Annotated in this window: 15 protein-coding genes, 1 pseudogene and 1 riboswitch; of the genes and pseudogenes, 8 read left to right on the forward strand and 8 right to left on the reverse strand. The window is 57.0% G+C overall.

Going from position 1 to position 17,229, the window contains the following annotated elements; all coding sequences use genetic code 11:
- From ABEH28_RS25690 to ABEH28_RS25705, 4 genes are all read left to right on the forward strand, one after another.
- The coding region (locus ABEH28_RS25690) for a hypothetical protein (protein ID WP_346631439.1) at positions 1-1,637 on the forward strand (1,637 nt) is incomplete at its 5' end.
- Positions 1,634-2,419: a hypothetical protein gene (locus ABEH28_RS25695; protein WP_346631440.1), complete on the forward strand. Its 786-nt coding sequence runs from the start codon at positions 1,634-1,636 to the stop codon at positions 2,417-2,419. The genes ABEH28_RS25690 and ABEH28_RS25695, both read left to right, overlap by 4 nt.
- Positions 2,420-2,489: 70 nt before the next feature.
- Entirely contained in the window at positions 2,490-2,951 is a 462-nt protein-coding gene (locus ABEH28_RS25700; protein WP_346631441.1) for a hypothetical protein, read from the forward strand.
- A gap of 9 nt (positions 2,952-2,960) precedes the next feature.
- Positions 2,961-3,482, forward strand: a complete 522-nt coding sequence (locus ABEH28_RS25705) for a hypothetical protein (protein WP_346631442.1) — start codon at positions 2,961-2,963, stop codon at positions 3,480-3,482.
- A gap of 182 nt (positions 3,483-3,664) precedes the next feature.
- Here the strand turns inward: ABEH28_RS25705 and ABEH28_RS25710 are convergent, their stop codons facing one another.
- The 3 genes from ABEH28_RS25710 to ABEH28_RS25720 form a co-directional block, all read right to left on the reverse strand.
- Positions 3,665-5,029, reverse strand: coding sequence for a DUF1329 domain-containing protein (locus tag ABEH28_RS25710; protein WP_192174913.1), 1,365 nt, complete (start codon positions 5,027-5,029; stop codon positions 3,665-3,667).
- 14 nt (positions 5,030-5,043) lie between these two features.
- Positions 5,044-6,966: a DUF1302 domain-containing protein gene (locus ABEH28_RS25715; protein WP_192174914.1), complete on the reverse strand. Its 1,923-nt coding sequence runs from the start codon at positions 6,964-6,966 to the stop codon at positions 5,044-5,046.
- A 364-nt stretch (positions 6,967-7,330) separates the two neighbouring features.
- Positions 7,331-9,007, reverse strand: coding sequence for a fatty acid--CoA ligase (locus ABEH28_RS25720; protein ID WP_346631443.1), 1,677 nt, complete (start codon positions 9,005-9,007; stop codon positions 7,331-7,333).
- Between the two features lie 319 nt (positions 9,008-9,326).
- On the opposite strand from ABEH28_RS25720, the gene ABEH28_RS25725 reads away from it, so the two are divergent.
- On the forward strand, positions 9,327-9,884 hold the full coding sequence (locus ABEH28_RS25725) for an RNA 2'-phosphotransferase (protein WP_192174916.1): 558 nt from the start codon (positions 9,327-9,329) through the stop codon (positions 9,882-9,884).
- Here the strand turns inward: ABEH28_RS25725 and ABEH28_RS25730 are convergent.
- The 3 genes and pseudogenes from ABEH28_RS25730 to ABEH28_RS25740 form a co-directional block, all read right to left on the reverse strand.
- Positions 9,868-10,272: a hypothetical protein gene (locus ABEH28_RS25730; RefSeq protein ID WP_192174917.1), complete on the reverse strand. Its 405-nt coding sequence runs from the start codon at positions 10,270-10,272 to the stop codon at positions 9,868-9,870. The two genes, ABEH28_RS25725 and ABEH28_RS25730, sit on opposite strands and share 17 nt — an antisense overlap.
- A gap of 6 nt (positions 10,273-10,278) precedes the next feature.
- Positions 10,279-11,670, reverse strand: coding sequence for a DUF6861 domain-containing protein (locus ABEH28_RS25735; protein WP_346631444.1), 1,392 nt, complete (start codon positions 11,668-11,670; stop codon positions 10,279-10,281).
- Between the two features lie 76 nt (positions 11,671-11,746).
- A pseudogene (locus ABEH28_RS25740) lies at positions 11,747-12,365 on the reverse strand (LysE family transporter).
- Positions 12,366-12,453: 88 nt separating this feature from the next.
- Here ABEH28_RS25740 and ABEH28_RS25745 point away from each other — a divergent pair.
- The 3 genes from ABEH28_RS25745 (at position 12,454) to ABEH28_RS25755 (ending at position 15,347) form a co-directional block, all read left to right on the forward strand.
- Positions 12,454-13,419, forward strand: coding sequence for a 2-hydroxyacid dehydrogenase (locus tag ABEH28_RS25745; RefSeq protein ID WP_346631445.1), 966 nt, complete (start codon positions 12,454-12,456; stop codon positions 13,417-13,419).
- A gap of 94 nt (positions 13,420-13,513) precedes the next feature.
- The gene (locus ABEH28_RS25750) at positions 13,514-14,512 is read left to right on the forward strand and encodes a class I SAM-dependent methyltransferase (RefSeq protein ID WP_346631446.1); all 999 of its coding nucleotides are present in this window, start codon (positions 13,514-13,516) and stop codon (positions 14,510-14,512) included.
- Positions 14,513-14,552: 40 nt separating this feature from the next.
- Positions 14,553-14,672: riboswitch (yybP-ykoY riboswitch) on the forward strand.
- Between the two features lie 90 nt (positions 14,673-14,762).
- Positions 14,763-15,347 (forward strand): TMEM165/GDT1 family protein, encoded by a 585-nt coding sequence (locus ABEH28_RS25755; protein ID WP_346631447.1) that lies wholly within the window; start codon positions 14,763-14,765, stop codon positions 15,345-15,347.
- A gap of 227 nt (positions 15,348-15,574) precedes the next feature.
- Here the strand turns inward: ABEH28_RS25755 and ABEH28_RS25760 are convergent, their stop codons facing one another.
- Positions 15,575-16,393: a M48 family metallopeptidase gene (locus ABEH28_RS25760; protein WP_192174923.1), complete on the reverse strand. Its 819-nt coding sequence runs from the start codon at positions 16,391-16,393 to the stop codon at positions 15,575-15,577.
- Positions 16,394-16,544: 151 nt separating this feature from the next.
- The gene (locus ABEH28_RS25765) at positions 16,545-17,189 is read right to left on the reverse strand and encodes an SOS response-associated peptidase (RefSeq protein ID WP_192174924.1); all 645 of its coding nucleotides are present in this window, start codon (positions 17,187-17,189) and stop codon (positions 16,545-16,547) included.
- Positions 17,190-17,229 lie beyond the last annotated feature (40 nt).

A 17,229-nucleotide genomic window follows, 5' to 3' on the forward strand; every position in this document is an offset into this window, starting at 1 on the left:
ATCACGAAGGCGCCGTCGATTACCCGGAGAATCGTCTGCACCTGGAGGTATTCAGCGCGGGCGACGTGAAAACGTTCCTGCGCCTGAGCCGCCTTTGGGCAGACAAACTGCCCGCCAGCAGCAGGACTTGGCTGAAACTCGTCAAAGGCACTCGCGTAATCGCGCATCAGGGCACGTTCAGCAGCAAAAAGCCGCCGACGTTGAAGGCGGCAGGCACGTTCAGCGCCGCGCAGTTGTTGCTTCCCAAAAGTCTGATCGACGGCTTGCCGGCCGAACGAAAAATCGCGGTGCCTGCCAGTGGTGACAGCAAAGCGTGCAACTGGTATCGCCTGAATGGGCTGCTGCATGACGCCGACAACAACCTGCTCGACGGTTGGGTGCGTGAAGAAGTCGGCGTGACGCCGTGGCTCAGTCCTTGGTCGTGGGAGGGTTACGAGACCCTGGCAGACTACGATTCACCGCGGAGCATGCTCGCCTCTTTTATGCGTGCATCAGGCCGGTTCAACGAGGACGAGATCACACGCCATGGCGCGGCGGCTGACAAGGCCGACCAAGGCCCGATCAAAAAGCGCCTGTTCGACATCATTGACCGAAACCGCGACGGCAAACTGAGCGGCAGCGAGATACAAGCCGCACTGAGTTTCTCAGCCCATGCCCAGTCGATTTCGCAGTTGATAGTTCGCTACCAAAGCGAATGGCATCACGTCCCGGGCAAGTGGGATGCGCTGGATGACTTGCTGGGGCATGGCGGGGCGACGCCTAACCTGAACTGGTTGGCGGAGAAGGAGCGGATCAAGGCGATGAGTTGGTGGGCAGAGGTGGCCGGACGGCTTGGGTTGCCGGCGGATGGGAAGGTGCATCATCTGCATCCGATCGGGTTGATCAGTAGCTTTCAAGGAAGTGGATTCACGTTCAGCCTGGAAGCGATGCTTAAGCTTTATCCCCGGCTGGACTCAAATCGGCATAAGGACTTGACCACAATCGCCGACGAGCTTAATGCAAAAATTGAAGTTTACAAACTTGACACCCCCTTAAGACGCGCTCACTTTTTCGCTCAGATATTGGAGGAGACAGGCGAAGGATTAAGTGTCATTGAAGATCTAACTTACAGCGCCGATGCACTTATAGCACTTTTTAGCTACTTCAGGACTCGACCGAACGAAGCTAAAAAACACGGATACTATAAAAAGCACGGGAGGATAAAGGAAGATGGTTTTCCTATGTCCCAATCAGATTTTGAAGCGATCGCGAACGGTGCCTACGGAGCACGAAGTGAACTGGGCAACAGAGGCCACGCCAGCGGTGATGGCTGGAAATACCGCGGGCGCGGGCTCAAGCAATTAACAGGTATTCATAACTATAAAGTTTTCAACGACTGGCATGTCGAGAACCAGCACAACTGGCCTGAAGACAAAGTAAACTTTGTAGAAAACCCGGATCTGCTCACCCACATGAGATACGCAACGCGATCAGCGATAAACTTCTGGCTGAGCAAGAAGATATATGAAATTGCGGACAAGGGAGCAATGCCGGACGTTGTAAACCTGGTAACCGATATCGTCAACAAAGGCACCAAGAGTAGACGAAATCGCGTCAAGAATTTCGAAAGAATCTGGGCGAGCGGAATTTTAGAATGATACGTCCAGAAAATATAATAAGGCACTTTCGCGGGGCCGCCAAAAACGGCACACGGACCGGGCTCATAAAAGGGTTGCCAGCAATACTGTTGATGCTGACAAGCGCGGCCACCGAAGCAGCCTGTTTTGAGGAATATGAGGCTCTTCTCACTGAACGCTATGTAGGCTATGCGCCTACCGAGCACGAGACAGTTTGTAAGCGATGGCCGGCCACCGGATTACTGATTTTCGCAACCGCCATCAAAACAGATGTAATTGCTGACCTGGATTTAGTGATCATAGACCCCTCTACGCAAAGCATCGTGGGCACAACCCGTGAGAAAGAGACTCTCGACGCAGGCGCAATCAACAGTTATGGAATAACGATAGACACGGCAAATTACCGATTAGATAAAAATAACGTTGCGTTCGGGATCCGGACTTTGTGGGAAGGATCGTCACAGCCAAATCCATACGGTTCGACCTCGCTGAGTCTATACAGCTTAGGTGACAACGGATTGAACAATGTATTGAAAGGACTCACTGTCCAAGAGCGGTTTGGTGAATGGGACACGCACTGCGCTGGAAGCTTTCAAGAAAGGCATATGACTCTGGCAATGCAGCAGTCGCGAGAGAATTACGCTGACATCGTCGTCAGAGAGACGGTGAGAAATACAAGATCGTTTGAAGCTGAAGCCAACTGTGAGACCACTACCCTGGGGCAGAAAACCAACTCATACACGCTTGAATACAAGCAAGGATACGCAGTTCCTGAAAATTTAAAATCACTTGGCTACAAGTAAACCCTGCTCCAGATACTACCTGCATATGCCCAATTTTAGGAGAGTGCTTTATATGAGATGCAGCGTGTGGATGGCGGCACTTCCCAAGCGCTTCGCCATTATTGGTGTCGGTTGCGCAACGACAGTTGCTGTAGCGAGTTCGTCCACCAACGCACAAGCTAACTTCTCTTGGGAGGGTACGTTCAGAGTAGGCAGTTTGCTTTGCACCTCGCCAGAGAACGGATCTGACTGCTCAGACGTTTTCAGCGACAGTTTAGAAGCACGCAAAAAAGGTGAGGACTATCTGGTGACGCTTGAAAGCACCCAGGCCAATCAGCATGTCTGTGCGTTTTCATTTCTCATGAAAGAAGCTGGCCGACACCTGATTTACGAAACCGCGCACGGACGAGTACGGATGATCCGAACGGATGCAGCGCTGATCATCTCGTCGAGAAATGTCGACCCAACCGCGTTAGGCCTGGGTATTTGCGGGGCACATGCGGACATTGATGGCCTGGTATTTCCTTGGTCAAGTAAGCGTCGAGCTGAATGAGTCCGAAGCATGAAAAGAGTGAATCAAAGAAGTACATGCATCAAGTCGATTTTGAGCCTCGGATTCACAGTTACGATTCTGATGAGCGTGTCAGTTCTCGCCAGTGAGGACGTCAGTTGCGTCAAAGGCGAAACCCTCATTGCCGGTTGCCGTCTTGATGAGCAAAATCAGCGGTCAGTCTCTCTGTGCAGCAGTGCCAACAAAGAAACCATCACCTATCGATTCGGGACGCCTGAAAAGGATGAGATGACGCAAACATTCCGAGCAACCCGCCCGCTTTTTCGGTGGGTAGATAAGGCGACATACACCACCTATTTTGGATTTCGCACGGGTGATTACGGATATGTCGTAGGTGTGCCTCAACAAACCTTCGGTGCCAAAGCGTTTCTAGAGGTACTCAAGCTCAACAAAACCATCATGAGCAAAACCTGCACCGCGAACTCGTTCGGCTCGGAGCATCTGAAGAATGTTGTGATAAAGGAGCTGGATGACGGCTCGGTTCGAGCACAGCATTTTTCATTTCCGCCGTGATCCACGCATAAAGAGGAACAGTGTCCTGTGGACGCAAACCTTGGTCAAAAAAAAAACACCCCGACCACTCGGGGTGTTTACTTTCTGCGCTATGGGGTTCAGCCATAGGGTAAAACGCGGAGGACTTCAGTGCGCTGTAGCTGTGATCAACGTTGCACGCTCCCCGCTTGTTCGGTCAGCCGTTAGCGCACGCCTTCCTGACGCAGCGCGTTGGGCTGGAAGTCGCTGACAGTGGCGGTAAAGCCGAAGTCATAGGCTTTTTTCTCTTCGTTCTTCATGCCCAGCGCCAGGTAGCGGCCTGATTGCAGGTCGTACAGAGCTTCGAGGGCATACCACGGCACTTGTTTGTCGTAGTAGTTTTCGGCGTGGGCTTCAGCCACGCGCCACAGTTGACCACGGCCGTCATAGTGATCGATGACCGCGGCCTGCCAGGTGTCTTCGTCGATGAAGAAGTCACGTTTGGCGTAGATGTGACGCTGGCCTTCTTTCAGCGTGGCAGTCACGTGCCAGACGCGACGCAGTTCATAGCGCGCCAGGTCCTGATTGATGTGGCCGGCCTTGATGATGTCGGTGTATTTCAGCTTCGGATCGTCGAGCTTGTAGCTATCAGAGGCGATGTACATTTCTTGTTTGCCAATCAGCTTCCAGTCGTAGCGGTCTGGCGCGCCGTTGAACATGTCGAGGTTGTCGGAGGTTCGCAGGCCATCGGCGGCGGTGCCCGGCCCGTCATAGGACACTTGCGGCGCACGGCGTACGCGACGTTGACCCGCGTTATAAACCCACGCCGCGCGCGGCTCTTTGACCTGATCGAGGGTTTCGTGCACCAGTAGTACGGAACCTGCCAGACGCGCCGGCGCCGTCACTTCCTGTTTGAAGTAGAACAGGATGTTGCCCGGGTTCTTCGGATCGAAATCCTTCATCTTGTCGCGGAAGACGAACTCGTCGTGGAAGTACACCGGGTTGAACGAGCCGTTGGTCTGCGGCGTGGCCTGGGTAACCAGACGCGAGACGCTGCCGCCGCGATAACGGGTGATGTGGTTCCAGATGACCTCAAGGCCATCCTTCGGAATCGGGAACGGCACTGCGGTTTCGAAATTCTCCAGGCCGTTGCCGCCACCCACCAGCTTGGTGTTGGTGGCGTTTTTCTTGATGGCGGCGAATACGTCAGCGGGCACAGTCGCGCCACGATGGGACGGGTAGACCGGCATCTTGTAGGTGTCCGGGTAACGCTTGAACATCGCGTACTGGCCCGGGGCGAGTTTGTCCTTGTACTGATCCACGTTCTGCGCAGTGATGGTGAACTGCGCTTTTTCATTGGCGTACGGGTTGGCCAGGAAGCCTTTGTCGTCCACGGCGCCAGCATTGGTCGGCATCGGGCTCCAGGCCGGAATGGTGTTGGCAGCGTTGCCGGCTTTTTCCGCGCCCATCGGCGTCAGCGTGGTGCCCAGCTTGGCGGCTTCGGCGTCGGACACCGCAGCCATCACGCTGGTCGCCAACAACGACAGACCCAACACGCCAACCTGCAACAGACCCTTCGTGATTTTCATTTTCATTATTGTCCTTAGAAGTTCATGCCGAAGCTGAGCGCTACGAAGTCGCGATCGTCCACGGTGGTGTACTTGCCGTCGAAGAAGTTGGTGTAGGAAAGGTTGGCGGTGTAGGTGTTCTGGTACTCGGCGTCGAGGCCCAGACTCACGGCCTTGCGACCTTCCTCGAAGTTGCCGCCAGGACCTGGCGAGTAGCCGTCGACGTCGTGGGACCAGGCCACGCTCGGACGCAGGTTCACCCCGGCGAAGACGTTGTTGTAATCCCAGATGGCGCGAGCGCGGTAACCCCACGAATCGGTGGTGGTGAAGCCATCGTTTTCGCAGTAGCGGCTGAGGTTGTTCTGCGCGGCAGTGCCCAGGGTGCTGGCGTTGAGGGTCTGACATTGACCGCCTGGCAGCGGGCCCGGCCCATAGCTCGGGTCGCGGCCATAACGCAGTTTCGATGTACTTTCCAGCCCGCCGACGTGGGTCCAGCCCACCTCACCCACTACGGTCAGACGTTCGGCGCCCATCACCTGGTCGAAGAAGTGCGTGAAGGTGGTCTGCGCCTGGCTGATTTCCTTGCGGCGATAGCCTTTCTGGTCCTGGCCGGGTGCGCCCTGCAGCAGCGACACGTTCGAGTTCAGCGGCGACAGGCCGGAATACAGGATGTCGGTAGTGTTCAACTGCACCGGTGCGTTAGGGCGATAGCTGACTTCGCCGCTCCACGCCGTGCCGGTGGGCAAGGTGGTGGAGAAGCTCAGGCCGAACAGGTGAATGTCTTCCGGGTATTCAACGTAGTAGCTGGAGTTGGCAGCGACCACGACGGGCAACAGGGTTGGCGCGAGGGCCGCCGCGACGCCTCGAGGAACGCCGTTGGCCGCCAGACCGCCAACCAGGCCCGCTGCGCTGTAGGCGCTTGCCGGCCCGCCCTTGCCGCTGAAGATCGGCAGACGGCTGTGGTAGTTCATGTAATAGGCGCCGAACTCGGTGTCCAGCGGCTCGAAGTTGTAGTGCATGGCCAGGCCGTACTGGCCACTGTCTCGGGCATCGCGATCAGGGCCGCGGGCGACCACTGCGCCCTCGTCAGGATTACCAAAGTTCACGCCGCGCGCAGCCAGCGTGTTCTGAACGGGGCCACGCAACGCGGCAGGCAGAGCCGCATTGAGGCTGTTGCGGGTACGCAGTACGGCCAGGTTGCTGTTGCAGCCGTCCGCGATCACGTCCGGTTGCGAGAAGAAGGTGCCGCAGTTGTCGACGACGGTCTGGTCCCATTCCAGCTGGTAAAAGCCTTCAGCCGACAGGTTTTCGGTCAGGCTTTGCGACAGGTAGAACATGTTGACCGGAATCAGACCTTCCTTGATTTCCGAGCCAGGGCGACGGAACGCGGACACGTCGACCGGGTTGATGCTGTTGATGCCGCCCTGGATGAAGGTACTTTCACCCCAACTGACGACTTGCTTGCCCAGACGCACCGAGCCCGGCTCATCGGCAATGGAATAGTTGTGATAGACGAATGCGTCGAGCAGCTCGAAACCTGAGGATTTGGCGCCTTCCTTGCGGCCGGAATCGCTGATGTCCTTGAAGTCACGGCTTTCATCCTTGAGCTCGAAGTCATACCAGTACTTGCCCCGCAGGAACACACCGGTGTCGCCGTATTTCAGTTCAAGATCGTGGATGCCCTTGAAGATCTTCGAAAACGTTTCGCCGCTTTTGAAGTTCAAGTGACCGTCGTCGGAGGTTTGCGAAAGACCGTGACCGCCGTTGTTGGAGCCGATCAGGTTCTTGTTGGCGTTCTGGGTGGACCAGCTTGCCCCTATTGAGAGCGACGAGTCGAAGTTGCCTTCGATTTCTCCGATATTGAAACTGACGCCGAATGCAGGGCCGGCGAGCGTGGAAGCGAGGCTGACGGCCAGGGGCAATTTAGCCCGGCGCCAGAACTGGTTAGCTGATGTCATCGACGCTACTCCATGTGCTTTTATTTTTATGGCAGTGGGTGCTTCCAGAAACGACTCAGGCAGACGGGCCGCAGTGCCTGGGTGTCAACGCCGATCGGGCAGCCAAACAACTGCGAAACGATCAGTGCGCCTTTTCTCCGGTACCTACCTACTGCCGACTATAGCCAGCAGGGGCTGCTGCTTGATCCCTCTAAAGTGTGATTTGCAGCGCCAACACCTCTGGCACGCCGACTCCAGAATGGCAAATTACAACGCAGGGGGATCATGGCTGAAAAAAGAGAATTGGCAAGGAAGACGCCGGATTAGAGCCTTCGCGGCACATTTTCACGGGGATGAACCGATGAAATGGCCGCGAAGGAAAGCGTCAGAGCGTGGAGAGGAAAGCGCTGTTACTGCCCTGCCATTCGAGGATGTTCTGACGTATTTGCTTCTTGTCGAGCTTGCCGACGCTGGTCTTGGGAATTTCGGTAACAAGGGCGATCTGGCTCGGGATCGCCCACTTGTTAATGTGCCCCTGTTCCACAAACGGCTTGAGATGTTCCTTAAGGGTCTTGGCATCCAGGACGTGACCCTCGCGGGCGACCAGCAGCGCAAACGGTCGCTCGCCCCACTGAGGATCGGCGATGCCCACCACAGCCACTTCGCGCACACCGGGATGGCGACTGCAGAGGTCCTCCAGTTGCAGGGAAGACACCCATTCGCCGCCGGTCTTGATCACGTCTTTGATGCGGTCACGAATGTCGATCCCGCCCATGCTGTCCAGCGTCGCCACGTCACCGGTGTGCAGCCAGCCCCCAGCCCACAGTTCGGCGCCCTTCTCCGGCTCGCGGTAATAACCTTCACTCAGCCACGGTGCGCGCAGCACCAGTTCGCCTTGGGTCTCGCCGTCGGAAGGCAGGAAATTGCCCTCGCCATCGACAATCGCTGCCTCAACCAGCACACCCGGCGCGCCGGCCTTGATTCGGTAAGCAGTGCGTTCGTCTTCACTGGCGGCCATCAAGTCGTCATTCAGGTGCGCAACCGACACCAATGGCCCGGTCTCGGACATGCCGTAGGCGGCAGACAGCTGAATGCCTTTGGCCTTGGCTGCCTCGTACAGCGAACGATTGAGCGAGCTGCCGCCGATGATGATGTGCCAGCCGGTGAAATCCATGTTCTGGGCGGCTTTGGCGTTGAGGACCATTTGCATGATGGTGGGCACGCAGTGGGAAAACGTGACCTTTTCCTTCTGCCAGAGCTGCACCAGCAACTCGGGGTCGTAACGGCCGGGATACACCTGTTTCGCGCCCAGCATGGTCGCGGCATACGGCACGCCCCACGCATGAACGTGGAACATCGGCGTGATCGGCATGTAGACCTTGTCGCCGCCCAGAATGCCTTCGACGCTGCCCATGATCGTCGCGACGGCCATGGTGTGCAGCACGAGTTGGCGATGGGTGAAATAAACGCCCTTGGGGTTCCCCGTCGTGCCAGTGGTGTAGAACGTGGTCGCCACCGAGTTCTCGTCGAAATCCTCGAATTGATAGTGCGGACTCGCCGCCGCCAGCAACGCTTCGTACTCGCCCACAAGATTGGGCAGGTCGGCGGTCGCGCCATCGGTGTCGGTCAGTAACAGTGTTTTTTCGACGGTCGTCAGTTGCCCGGCGATGGCGTTGTAGAGGGGCACGAATTCGCTGTTCACCAGCACGAGCTTGTCTTCGGCATGGTTCATGGTGAACAGGATCTGCTCGTGCGAAAGCCGGACGTTGATGGTGTGGATCACCGCGCCAATCATCGGGATGGCAAACATGCACTCCAGGTAACGATGGCTGTCCCAGTCCATCACCGCCACGGTGTCACCCGCCTTGACCCCGGCCGCCGTCAGCGCACCGGCCAGCCTGCAGATGCGCTCGTTGAGCATTTGATACGAATAGCGCGAATGGTCCCGGTAAACGATTTCACGGTTTTTTTCGTAGCGCACGCCTGACAGCAGCAGTCGCTTGATCAACAGAGGGTACTGGTACGCCCCTTCGGCGGGCGGAATCACGCGGGTGTGCAGCATAGGAATCCCTTTTCACGGTGCAGGTGCGGGGGCTGAAAATATGCACTGTAGGGCCTGGGCGCGTCGATCGGATCAGCCGAAGGGATGAATTGTTGGTCTGAGGTGCCTAAAAAATACCAACTTGGCCTAGGAAATTCTGGACCGGTATAAAGAATTTTTTCGGTGCCGCCGAGATCATAAGAAAGGTGTCATTGGAATACCTAACCGCTCAAGAATGTTCCAACGTTGCTGAATAACGATGCAGCAGCGGTCAGGATTGATTTTCTTCGGATGAAGCTTTAGCTTTCACGTTCAATGCTGGCCATTATGAGGAATCGGTGTGGACAAGAAATTACTTGACGAAAGCAGCAAGTTTTTAAGTTATGTCTTAAGGCATGAACCAGAAGCCATCGGCTTGGAGCTGGATTCAGATGGATGGGCCGATATCGATGCGCTAATCCTGTGCGCCTCGAGAAATAATCGCGTTATTGACCGAGACCTGTTGGAGAAGGTGGTTAACGAAAGCGAGAAGAAAAGATTTATTATTTCAGAAAGCCGACAACTTATCCGAGCCGCGCAAGGTCATTCAACTCGCACAGTAAATCTTCAACACACGCAGACGATACCGCCCACACTCCTCTACCATGGTACGGCCACCAGATTCTTGGAATCAATCTATGAGAAAGGACTCATTCCGGGAATACGTCATCATGTGCACTTGTCGGAAAGCCCAGAAACTGCACATTCCGTAGGGCTTCGCTATGGCAAGCCAGTTGTCCTGAAAATTGAAGCCCTTCGAATGCATGAAATGGGCTTCAAGTTTTATAAGGCCGAAAACGAAGTGTGGCTAATCGATAAAGTCCCTGCGGAGTGGCTTCCTCTCAAGACTGGTCTATAACTTCGAATGACTGCGCTACGATGTGAAGTGCTGCCCCTTCAGACTGAAGATACAACCGAAAGTGCCTAAAATTGGCCGAGCTAGACATTTTATTAGCGATATCCACGATTTCTGAGCTTTTATACTCAACCAAGCAACTCAGCAACGATAAATCCCGGTCGTCAGGGCAACTAAAAAAGCTATGACCCGGGAACGGAGTCTTTACAAAATAGCTAGGCCAGAAAAATCGAAGGCTTTTCTTTACGCGTGTAGGCGCAGAAAGCTCCGGATCGTAATATATATCGAGTGTAAGATAGTTCTCAGCATAAGACATTGAAAAATCATCTTCACCATCTGAAGGTAGAAAGGTATCAAGATCTAAAAGCTTTTGGGGTTGAGATAGCTTCATTAATTATTACCTTCTTGCATTAAGTACGGAGCCGCCGTAATTCTTTCTAAGCTGCTCTTTGACAAGCTCGTCGAAAGTTGTATTCTCAAAAGCTACAACACCTGTTTTATTAGCCCCATACCACTGACTCTTGGGTATACCAGCATTTATAAGCGCTGTTGAGCTTCGGGTATTTGCTATGACATTGTGCCCATCAACAACAACGTAATCAAGAGGTACTTGCCTAGGGGTTATGGCGCCAGTCTCCAAGGCACTCGTGAGATCGGACACTGTATTTATGGGCTGCCCTGCAGCCATAGAATAAATATTTTGTCCGTCTTTGCTAAACGCCTTGGTCGGCTTAGACATTTTTTGTGCGAACACACTGTCTTCCAATACACCTAAAACGGGATTTCCTTTAGGAGGTGGTTCGTCGTCTTTTTTATCAGTTTTTGGTTTTTCTGGCTGTATCGGGGCGCTAGTTTCTTGCTCTTTTTTAGTAATTTCTGGCCTTTCTGTCTGCTTTTTAATCTCGGCTTCAAGTTCTTGTTTAGCCAACGGTATCGGCTCGCGTACTCGCAATTCAGGAAGTGCCAACAAGCCTTGTTCATTTCGAGCTAACCAACCAGCAATCTCTTTGTTAGTCATGTCTGCTTGAAGCTTTGCGCTACGCGCGGCAATGCTGTCCAGGCTGCTCACGACTCCAGCCTTAATCTGTCCTCTAGAGATATAAGTAACAATGGCTGTCAGCAACAGCATTACCAACTGCTCCTGACCTCTGGCAAGCTTCCTCGCTGCTGCGTCTATACGCTCGTCCACTATCCATGCGGACGCGCCTGTAGGGTCAAGTCCGGCAGGTCTGACGCCATCTTCAGCGTTCCATGCGGTAACGATGCCCTCATAAATGCTTGCGAGACAAGGAGGTAGCCCCTGGTAGAAATAATCGGCGATGGCTGAAAGCCCCATCCCCAGCAGAATCAAGTTGCCAACTTGCGCGCCTATGCCCCCACCCACCACAGCTCCCGGTAACGCACCCGCTCCAAACGCTAGCGATCCAGCCGCCCCACCGGCAACGGCCCCTACAGCTACGCTGCCGCCCATGATCATGGCGACCGCTTTAACCAATTGCAGCAACGTGGGCAGGATATCGGCGATGTTGATGGATGCCCATTTGCGCGTCAGATCTAGTTGGATAATGGGATAGGACTTGGCCATCGCCGACCTGACCGATTCGATGCGGCTTCCCCCTACACTGCCGTAGGCAAGAGTGGCCTCGGTGCTCACGCGTCGAGTGAAGCCATTCCAACTGCCGAGCGTGCTTTCCCAGCCCTGATCTAACGACTGGTTTAAATTACCGAACTTTTCTTCAAGATTACGCGCTACATCATCCCAACTGGGAACATCGGTTAGAAAATCCATTTACTCATCCCTGCCGTCTAAAGGCGGTAGTACCCAACCTAATTCCTTAAACAGTGGTACTTCACTAAACCCAACATCAATGCATCTCCGTCAACGCCAGCTTCAAACCCAGCGCAACAAGTACCCCACCCATCGCCCGATCAAACCAATGGCCCATCCGCGCGAATCCGAGGCTGGCTGAACAGGCGTGCCACCAGGCAGAACCATGCGCCGGTCGCGAATGCCAGGTAAACGCCGTAGCCCGCCTGAACCAGCATCGGCGTGTGCGGATTGATCACGACGGTGAACAGCGACAGGAAAAACAGCGTCGCTTTCGGGTTCAGCCCATTGGTCACGAACCCCGCCGTGAAGGCGCCACGCGCGGTGCGCTCGCCTTTGGCGATGTCCACGGGCGCATCCGATGCGTTTGCGGGTTTTGCGCGCAGTGCTTTGATGCCGATGTAAATCAGGTACGCCGCCGCAGCCCATTTCAAGGCATTGAACAGGACGATGGACTGCGAAACGATCAAGCCAATCCCCAGCAGCGAATAGCCGACGTGCAGGAAAATCGCTGTGCCCACCCCCATGGCGGTGTAGGTGCCGGCCTTACGACCGTGGGTCACGCTTTCGCGCACGACGACGGCGAAATCCGGACCGGGGCTGGCGACGGCCAGCAGGTGAATCAGCGCAACGGTTAAAAATTCGGTCCAGTACATCGAAGTTCTCCAGGCGTTATGGCGAGCGGCAGGCTCTGGTAGGCTCGTCACATTACGCTTCCCACCCACCGAGCAAAAGGTACAGCTGATGCCCACTCAACGCAGAGCAGTTTTCCTGGATCACACCTCTCTGGATCTGGGGGATCTCGACCTCGGGCCGTGGCGTGAAACCTTCAGCGAACTGGTGCTGCATGGCAGCACCACACCCGATCAGGTGGCCGAGCGTTTGAAGGACGCCGATGTGGCGATTTCCAACAAGATCATGATCGATGCCGCCACGTTCGCCGCCTGCCCGAAGCTGAAACTGGTGCTGGTGACGGCCACCGGCGTCAACAATGTCGACCTCGATGCCGCGCGTGAGCAAGGCGTGGTGGTCAGCAACTGTCAGGGCTACGGCACCCCTTCCGTGGCCCAGCACACGCTGATGTTGCTGTTGGCGATGGCCACCCGCTTGCCTGACTATCAACAAGCGATCCACCAAGGCCAGTGGCAGAAATCGAAGCAGTTTTGCTTGCTGGACTTCCCCATCGTCGAGCTGGAAGGCAAAACATTGGGGCTGCTGGGCCATGGCGAGCTGGGCGGCGGGGTCGCGAAGCTGGCCGAAGCCTTCGGCATGCGCGTGCTGTCGGGTCAGATCCCCGGTCGTCCTGCTCGCCCTGATCGCGTGCCACTGAATGAGCTACTGCCCCAGGTCGATGCCCTCACCCTGCACTGCCCGCTCAACGAGCACACTCGGGACATGATTGGCGCCCACGAGTTGAGCCTGCTGAAACCCAAAGCCTTCATCGTCAACACCGCGCGCGGCGGCTTGATCAACGAGCAGGCACTGGCCGATGCCCTGCGCAACGGCCATCTCGGCGGCGCGGCCACCGACGTGCTGACGGTCGAGCCCCCGGTTAATGGCAATCCGCTGCTGTCGGGCGATATTCCGCGCTTGATCATCACGCCCCACAGCGCATGGGGCAGCCAGGAAGCGCGGCAGCGCATCGTCGGCCAGATCAACGAAAACGCGCTGGCGTTCTATGAGGGCAAGCCGGTCCGCGTCGTCAGCTGACACGGAGCTTTTCGCAGGCTCGCCACTCGGCCGCACAGCGCGTGCGCGGCGTGGCAGGCCTGTTAAACTTCGCCCTTTTTTCGAGGAGCCGATGATGGACCCGCGCAGTGAAGTGTTACTCCGGCAGGCCGATTTGTTTCAGGGTTCCTTGCTGCTGACCGGCCTCCCTGCCGACGACTTGCTGAGCAAGCTGCCCAACGCGCGCGGCTGGAGCTGGCACGCTGGCGACTTCGACACCCTCGGTACACGATTTCCCGAGCGCGTGCACTTCGGCACCGAGGCCCCGGGCGAACCCTTTGAAGCCGCGATGGTGTTTTTGCCCAAGGCCCGCGACCTCGCTGATTACCTCATCAACGCGCTCGCGTCGCGTCTGGCCGGACGTGAGCTGTTTCTGGTGGGCGAAAAACGCGGTGGCATTGAAGCCGCTGCCCGCCAGCTGAGCCCCTTCGGGCGTACGCGCAAACTCGACAGCGCCCGGCATTGCCAGCTCTGGCAAGTCACCGTCGAAACGCCTCCGCAAGCCGTCGAGCTCGACAGCCTGGCCAAACGTTTCGACATCGAAATCGAAGGCGGCGCGTTGAAGGTGGTGAGTCTGCCGGGCGTGTTCAGCCACGGCCGTCTGGACCGGGGTTCGGCCCTGTTGCTGGAAAACATTGATCGACTTCCCGCCGGCCATTTGCTCGATTTCGGCTGCGGCGCGGGCGTTCTCGGTGCTGCGGTGAAACGCCGCTACCCCGAAACCCGCGTGACCATGCTGGATGTCGATGCGTTCGCCACCGCCAGCAGCCGTCTGACGCTAGCCGCCAATGGCCTTAAAGCCGACGTGCTGACGGGCAACGGAATCGATGCCGCACCGAAGGATCTGGATGTGATTCTGACCAATCCGCCGTTCCATACCGGCGTCCACACTGATTACGCCGCGACTGAAAATCTGCTGAAAAAAGCGCGAGAACATCTGAGAAAAGGCGGCGAACTGCGCCTGGTTGCAAACAGCTTCCTGCGCTATCAGCCGATTATCGAGTCGCATCTGGGGCCGTGCGCAATCATGGCCGAGGGTCAGGGTTTCCGGATTTACCGTGCGAAACGTGCGTGATAATTAGCGCTTGCCGAACACGAGACGTGTAGGCAGAATCCGCACCGTCCTAGGGGAGTAGTCTCCCACGAGCGCCATGCTCGTCCGGCACGCATCAACATACTTGGTCCACAGACCATGGTGCGTGCGACCCCAGATCCGCTCAGACGGATCGGTGGTTTGACAAGACCTATGACACGAACATCCTGACCCGGGGCGGGGAGGTTGTACGTGTCATAGCCGTGTTGACCCGCCCCTTAGGAAAACCCTGATGCTGGAATCCCTGTTGGTCCCCACCGCTGTCGTCGCACTGGCTGAAATCGGTGACAAGACCCAACTCCTCGCGCTCGTTCTTGCCGCTCGCTTCCGCAAACCCTGGCCCATCATTGCCGGGATTGTCGCAGCCACGCTGGCCAACCATGCCGCGGCCGGTGCCGTTGGCGCATGGTTCAGCAGCTATTTCTCCGACGCCGTCCTGCACTGGATCCTGGCCGCCAGCTTTACCGCCACGGCGCTGTGGACGCTGGTTCCGGATAAGCTGGACGACGACGAAGCCAGCACCAGTCGCAAGTTCGGCCCCTTCCTGACCACACTGATCGCTTTTTTCATCGCGGAAATCGGTGACAAGACGCAGATCGCGACCGTCATGCTGGCGGCGCAATACCCAAGCTTGTGGCTGGTGATCCTCGGCACGACGCTGGGCATGTTGCTGGCCAATGTGCCGGTGGTGCTGGCGGGTAATTTTGCTGCGGAGAAACTGCCACTGACGCTGATTCGTCGTCTGGCAGCAGGGGCGTTCTTCATTCTGGCGATCGTTGCGGTGTACAAGGCGATGCAGATCAGCGGCTGGGTATAGCCGCAGACACCAGCCCCCTGTAGGAGTGAGCTTGCTCGCGATGCTCTTCAGCCGTTTCGCAGATACGCGGCGACAGTTGATGATCGCGAGCAAGGTCAGTCCACGTGGGAGTGAGCTCGCTCACGAAGACGGCATTCCAGTCGCTGAAGATGCAGCGGATGTCCCGACCTCTTCGCGAGCAAGCTCGCTCCCACATGACCGTGTCTGCTACCGGGATCAGGCGATGATCAGCCCTTCGGCGCCTGCTGATACAACGGCATCACTTTCGGAATCGCCGCCTGCAGCGAGGCGATCCGGTTGGACGAAGCCGGGTGGGTGCTCATGAACTCCGGCTGCGACGCGCCGCCTTGGGCTTCCATCTTCTGCCACAGCGTGATCGCGGCATTCGGGTTGTAACCGGCGCGAGCAGCCAGCTCGAGGCCCAGCAAGTCCGCTTCGTTTTCATTGGCGCGGCTGTTCGGCAGCGTCAGGCTGTAATCGACCACGGTGTCGGCCAGCGCCAGACTGTCCTGCCCCAACCCCAACAATGCACCAGCGCCCTGCTTCGCCATCTGCACACCGTAGGCCTTGGACATGGCTTCACGGCCGTGTTCGCGCAAGGCGTGCGCAATTTCGTGGCCCATGACTGCCGCCAGTTCGTCATCGCTAAGCTTGAGCGTATCGATCAGGCCGCTGTACACGATGATCTTGCCGCCGGGGCCGCAGTTGGCGTTCAGCTCATCGCTTTTGATCAAGTTCACATCCCACTGCCACTGCGCCGCGTCGGGCCGCAATTTCGGTGCCTGGGCAATCAGACGCTTGGCGATGGCCTGGACGCGCTTGCCCTCGGCGCTGCTGTTGTCGAGCACGCCTTTGGACGTGGCTTCGCTGACCGTCTGCTGATAGGACTGGGCGTACATCTTGTTGACTTCGTCCGTCGACAGCATGCTGAACATGTATTGTTTGCGCTCGACACCCACCGAATCGCCGGTGGTGGTATTGACCGCCTGACACCCGGCCACCAGCAACGCTGCCGTTACGCCACAAAGAGCAAAAATCCTGCGCATTTCGTATCTCCAATGAAACAATCGCGCCATCCTAGGCAATACGCGGGCCGAGCACCAGATGCCAGCCGTCTGCCATGTGAAAAGGCGCAGGAAAACGCGGCTGTGTAACAGGAAAGAAATACGGGATCGCGATTCACACCGTGAGACAGCACTACAACGGCGTCAGGCATTCCGGCGCGTTGAGCTTCGGATCGTTCACCAGATTGGCCAAAGGCCGTTCGCGCAGTTGCATCTGCGGGGCGGCGAGCATGGCCTGCAAAGTGATCAGCGGGCAGTCCGGATCAAGCCAGGCGCGCTGCCCTTCTTCGTCGAGAATCAACGGTCGACGCTGGCTCATGGCCGACTGCGTGACCACAGCAACGCTCAGGTAGGTGTGGCCTTCAACGGGATAGGCCTCCCAGATCGCCGCGAAATACAGCGTCGATCCTTCGGCCGGCGTGAGCCAGAACGGCCGCTTGCGCACGCTGCCACGCCACTCATAAAAGCCGTTGGCCGGCAGCAGGCAACGTCGCTCACGAAACGCCTGTTTGAACATCGGCTGCTCCGCTACGGTTTCAGCGCGAGCATGGGCCGGCGTGCGCGACATGTCGGTCAGCCAGGGCGGCGTCAGCCCCCAACGTGCCCGCGCCACTTCGCGTCCGCGCTCGGCGCCCTCCTCGACCTCGCCTGGCGCTGCCCGAACCATCAAGACAGAAGCGGCAGGAGAAATATTCCACTGCGCTTGCTGGTCGCTCGGAAATCCGGGCAGGGCCGCAAAGGCAGGCGACCAACGAAACAGCGCATAACGTCCACACATGGGTTCAGCACAACTCTTTTTGAAAGCGAATGAGGCGCGC

It is taken from the genome of Pseudomonas sp. Ps21-P2 (assembly GCF_039672565.1).
Classification (GTDB): Bacteria; Pseudomonadota; Gammaproteobacteria; order Pseudomonadales; family Pseudomonadaceae; genus Aquipseudomonas.

Bases quoted from the DNA above. Each gene is read 5' to 3' on its own strand.
- ABEH28_RS25695 (WP_346631440.1), top strand. From the start codon at position 1,634: ATGATACGTCCAGAAAATATAATAAGGCACTTTCGCGGGGCCGCCAAA.
- ABEH28_RS25700 (WP_346631441.1), top strand. From the start codon at position 2,490: ATGGCGGCACTTCCCAAGCGCTTCGCCATTATTGGTGTCGGTTGCGCA.
- ABEH28_RS25705 (WP_346631442.1), top strand. From the start codon at position 2,961: ATGAAAAGAGTGAATCAAAGAAGTACATGCATCAAGTCGATTTTGAGC.
- ABEH28_RS25710 (WP_192174913.1), bottom strand. From the start codon at position 5,029: ATGAAAATCACGAAGGGTCTGTTGCAGGTTGGCGTGTTGGGTCTGTCG.
- ABEH28_RS25715 (WP_192174914.1), bottom strand. From the start codon at position 6,966: ATGACATCAGCTAACCAGTTCTGGCGCCGGGCTAAATTGCCCCTGGCC.
- ABEH28_RS25720 (WP_346631443.1), bottom strand. From the start codon at position 9,007: ATGCTGCACACCCGCGTGATTCCGCCCGCCGAAGGGGCGTACCAGTAC.
- ABEH28_RS25730 (WP_192174917.1), bottom strand. From the start codon at position 10,272: ATGAAGCTATCTCAACCCCAAAAGCTTTTAGATCTTGATACCTTTCTA.
- ABEH28_RS25735 (WP_346631444.1), bottom strand. From the start codon at position 11,670: ATGGATTTTCTAACCGATGTTCCCAGTTGGGATGATGTAGCGCGTAAT.
- ABEH28_RS25745 (WP_346631445.1), top strand. From the start codon at position 12,454: ATGCCCACTCAACGCAGAGCAGTTTTCCTGGATCACACCTCTCTGGAT.
- ABEH28_RS25750 (WP_346631446.1), top strand. From the start codon at position 13,514: ATGGACCCGCGCAGTGAAGTGTTACTCCGGCAGGCCGATTTGTTTCAG.
- ABEH28_RS25755 (WP_346631447.1), top strand. From the start codon at position 14,763: ATGCTGGAATCCCTGTTGGTCCCCACCGCTGTCGTCGCACTGGCTGAA.
- ABEH28_RS25760 (WP_192174923.1), bottom strand. From the start codon at position 16,393: ATGCGCAGGATTTTTGCTCTTTGTGGCGTAACGGCAGCGTTGCTGGTG.
- ABEH28_RS25765 (WP_192174924.1), bottom strand. From the start codon at position 17,189: ATGTGTGGACGTTATGCGCTGTTTCGTTGGTCGCCTGCCTTTGCGGCC.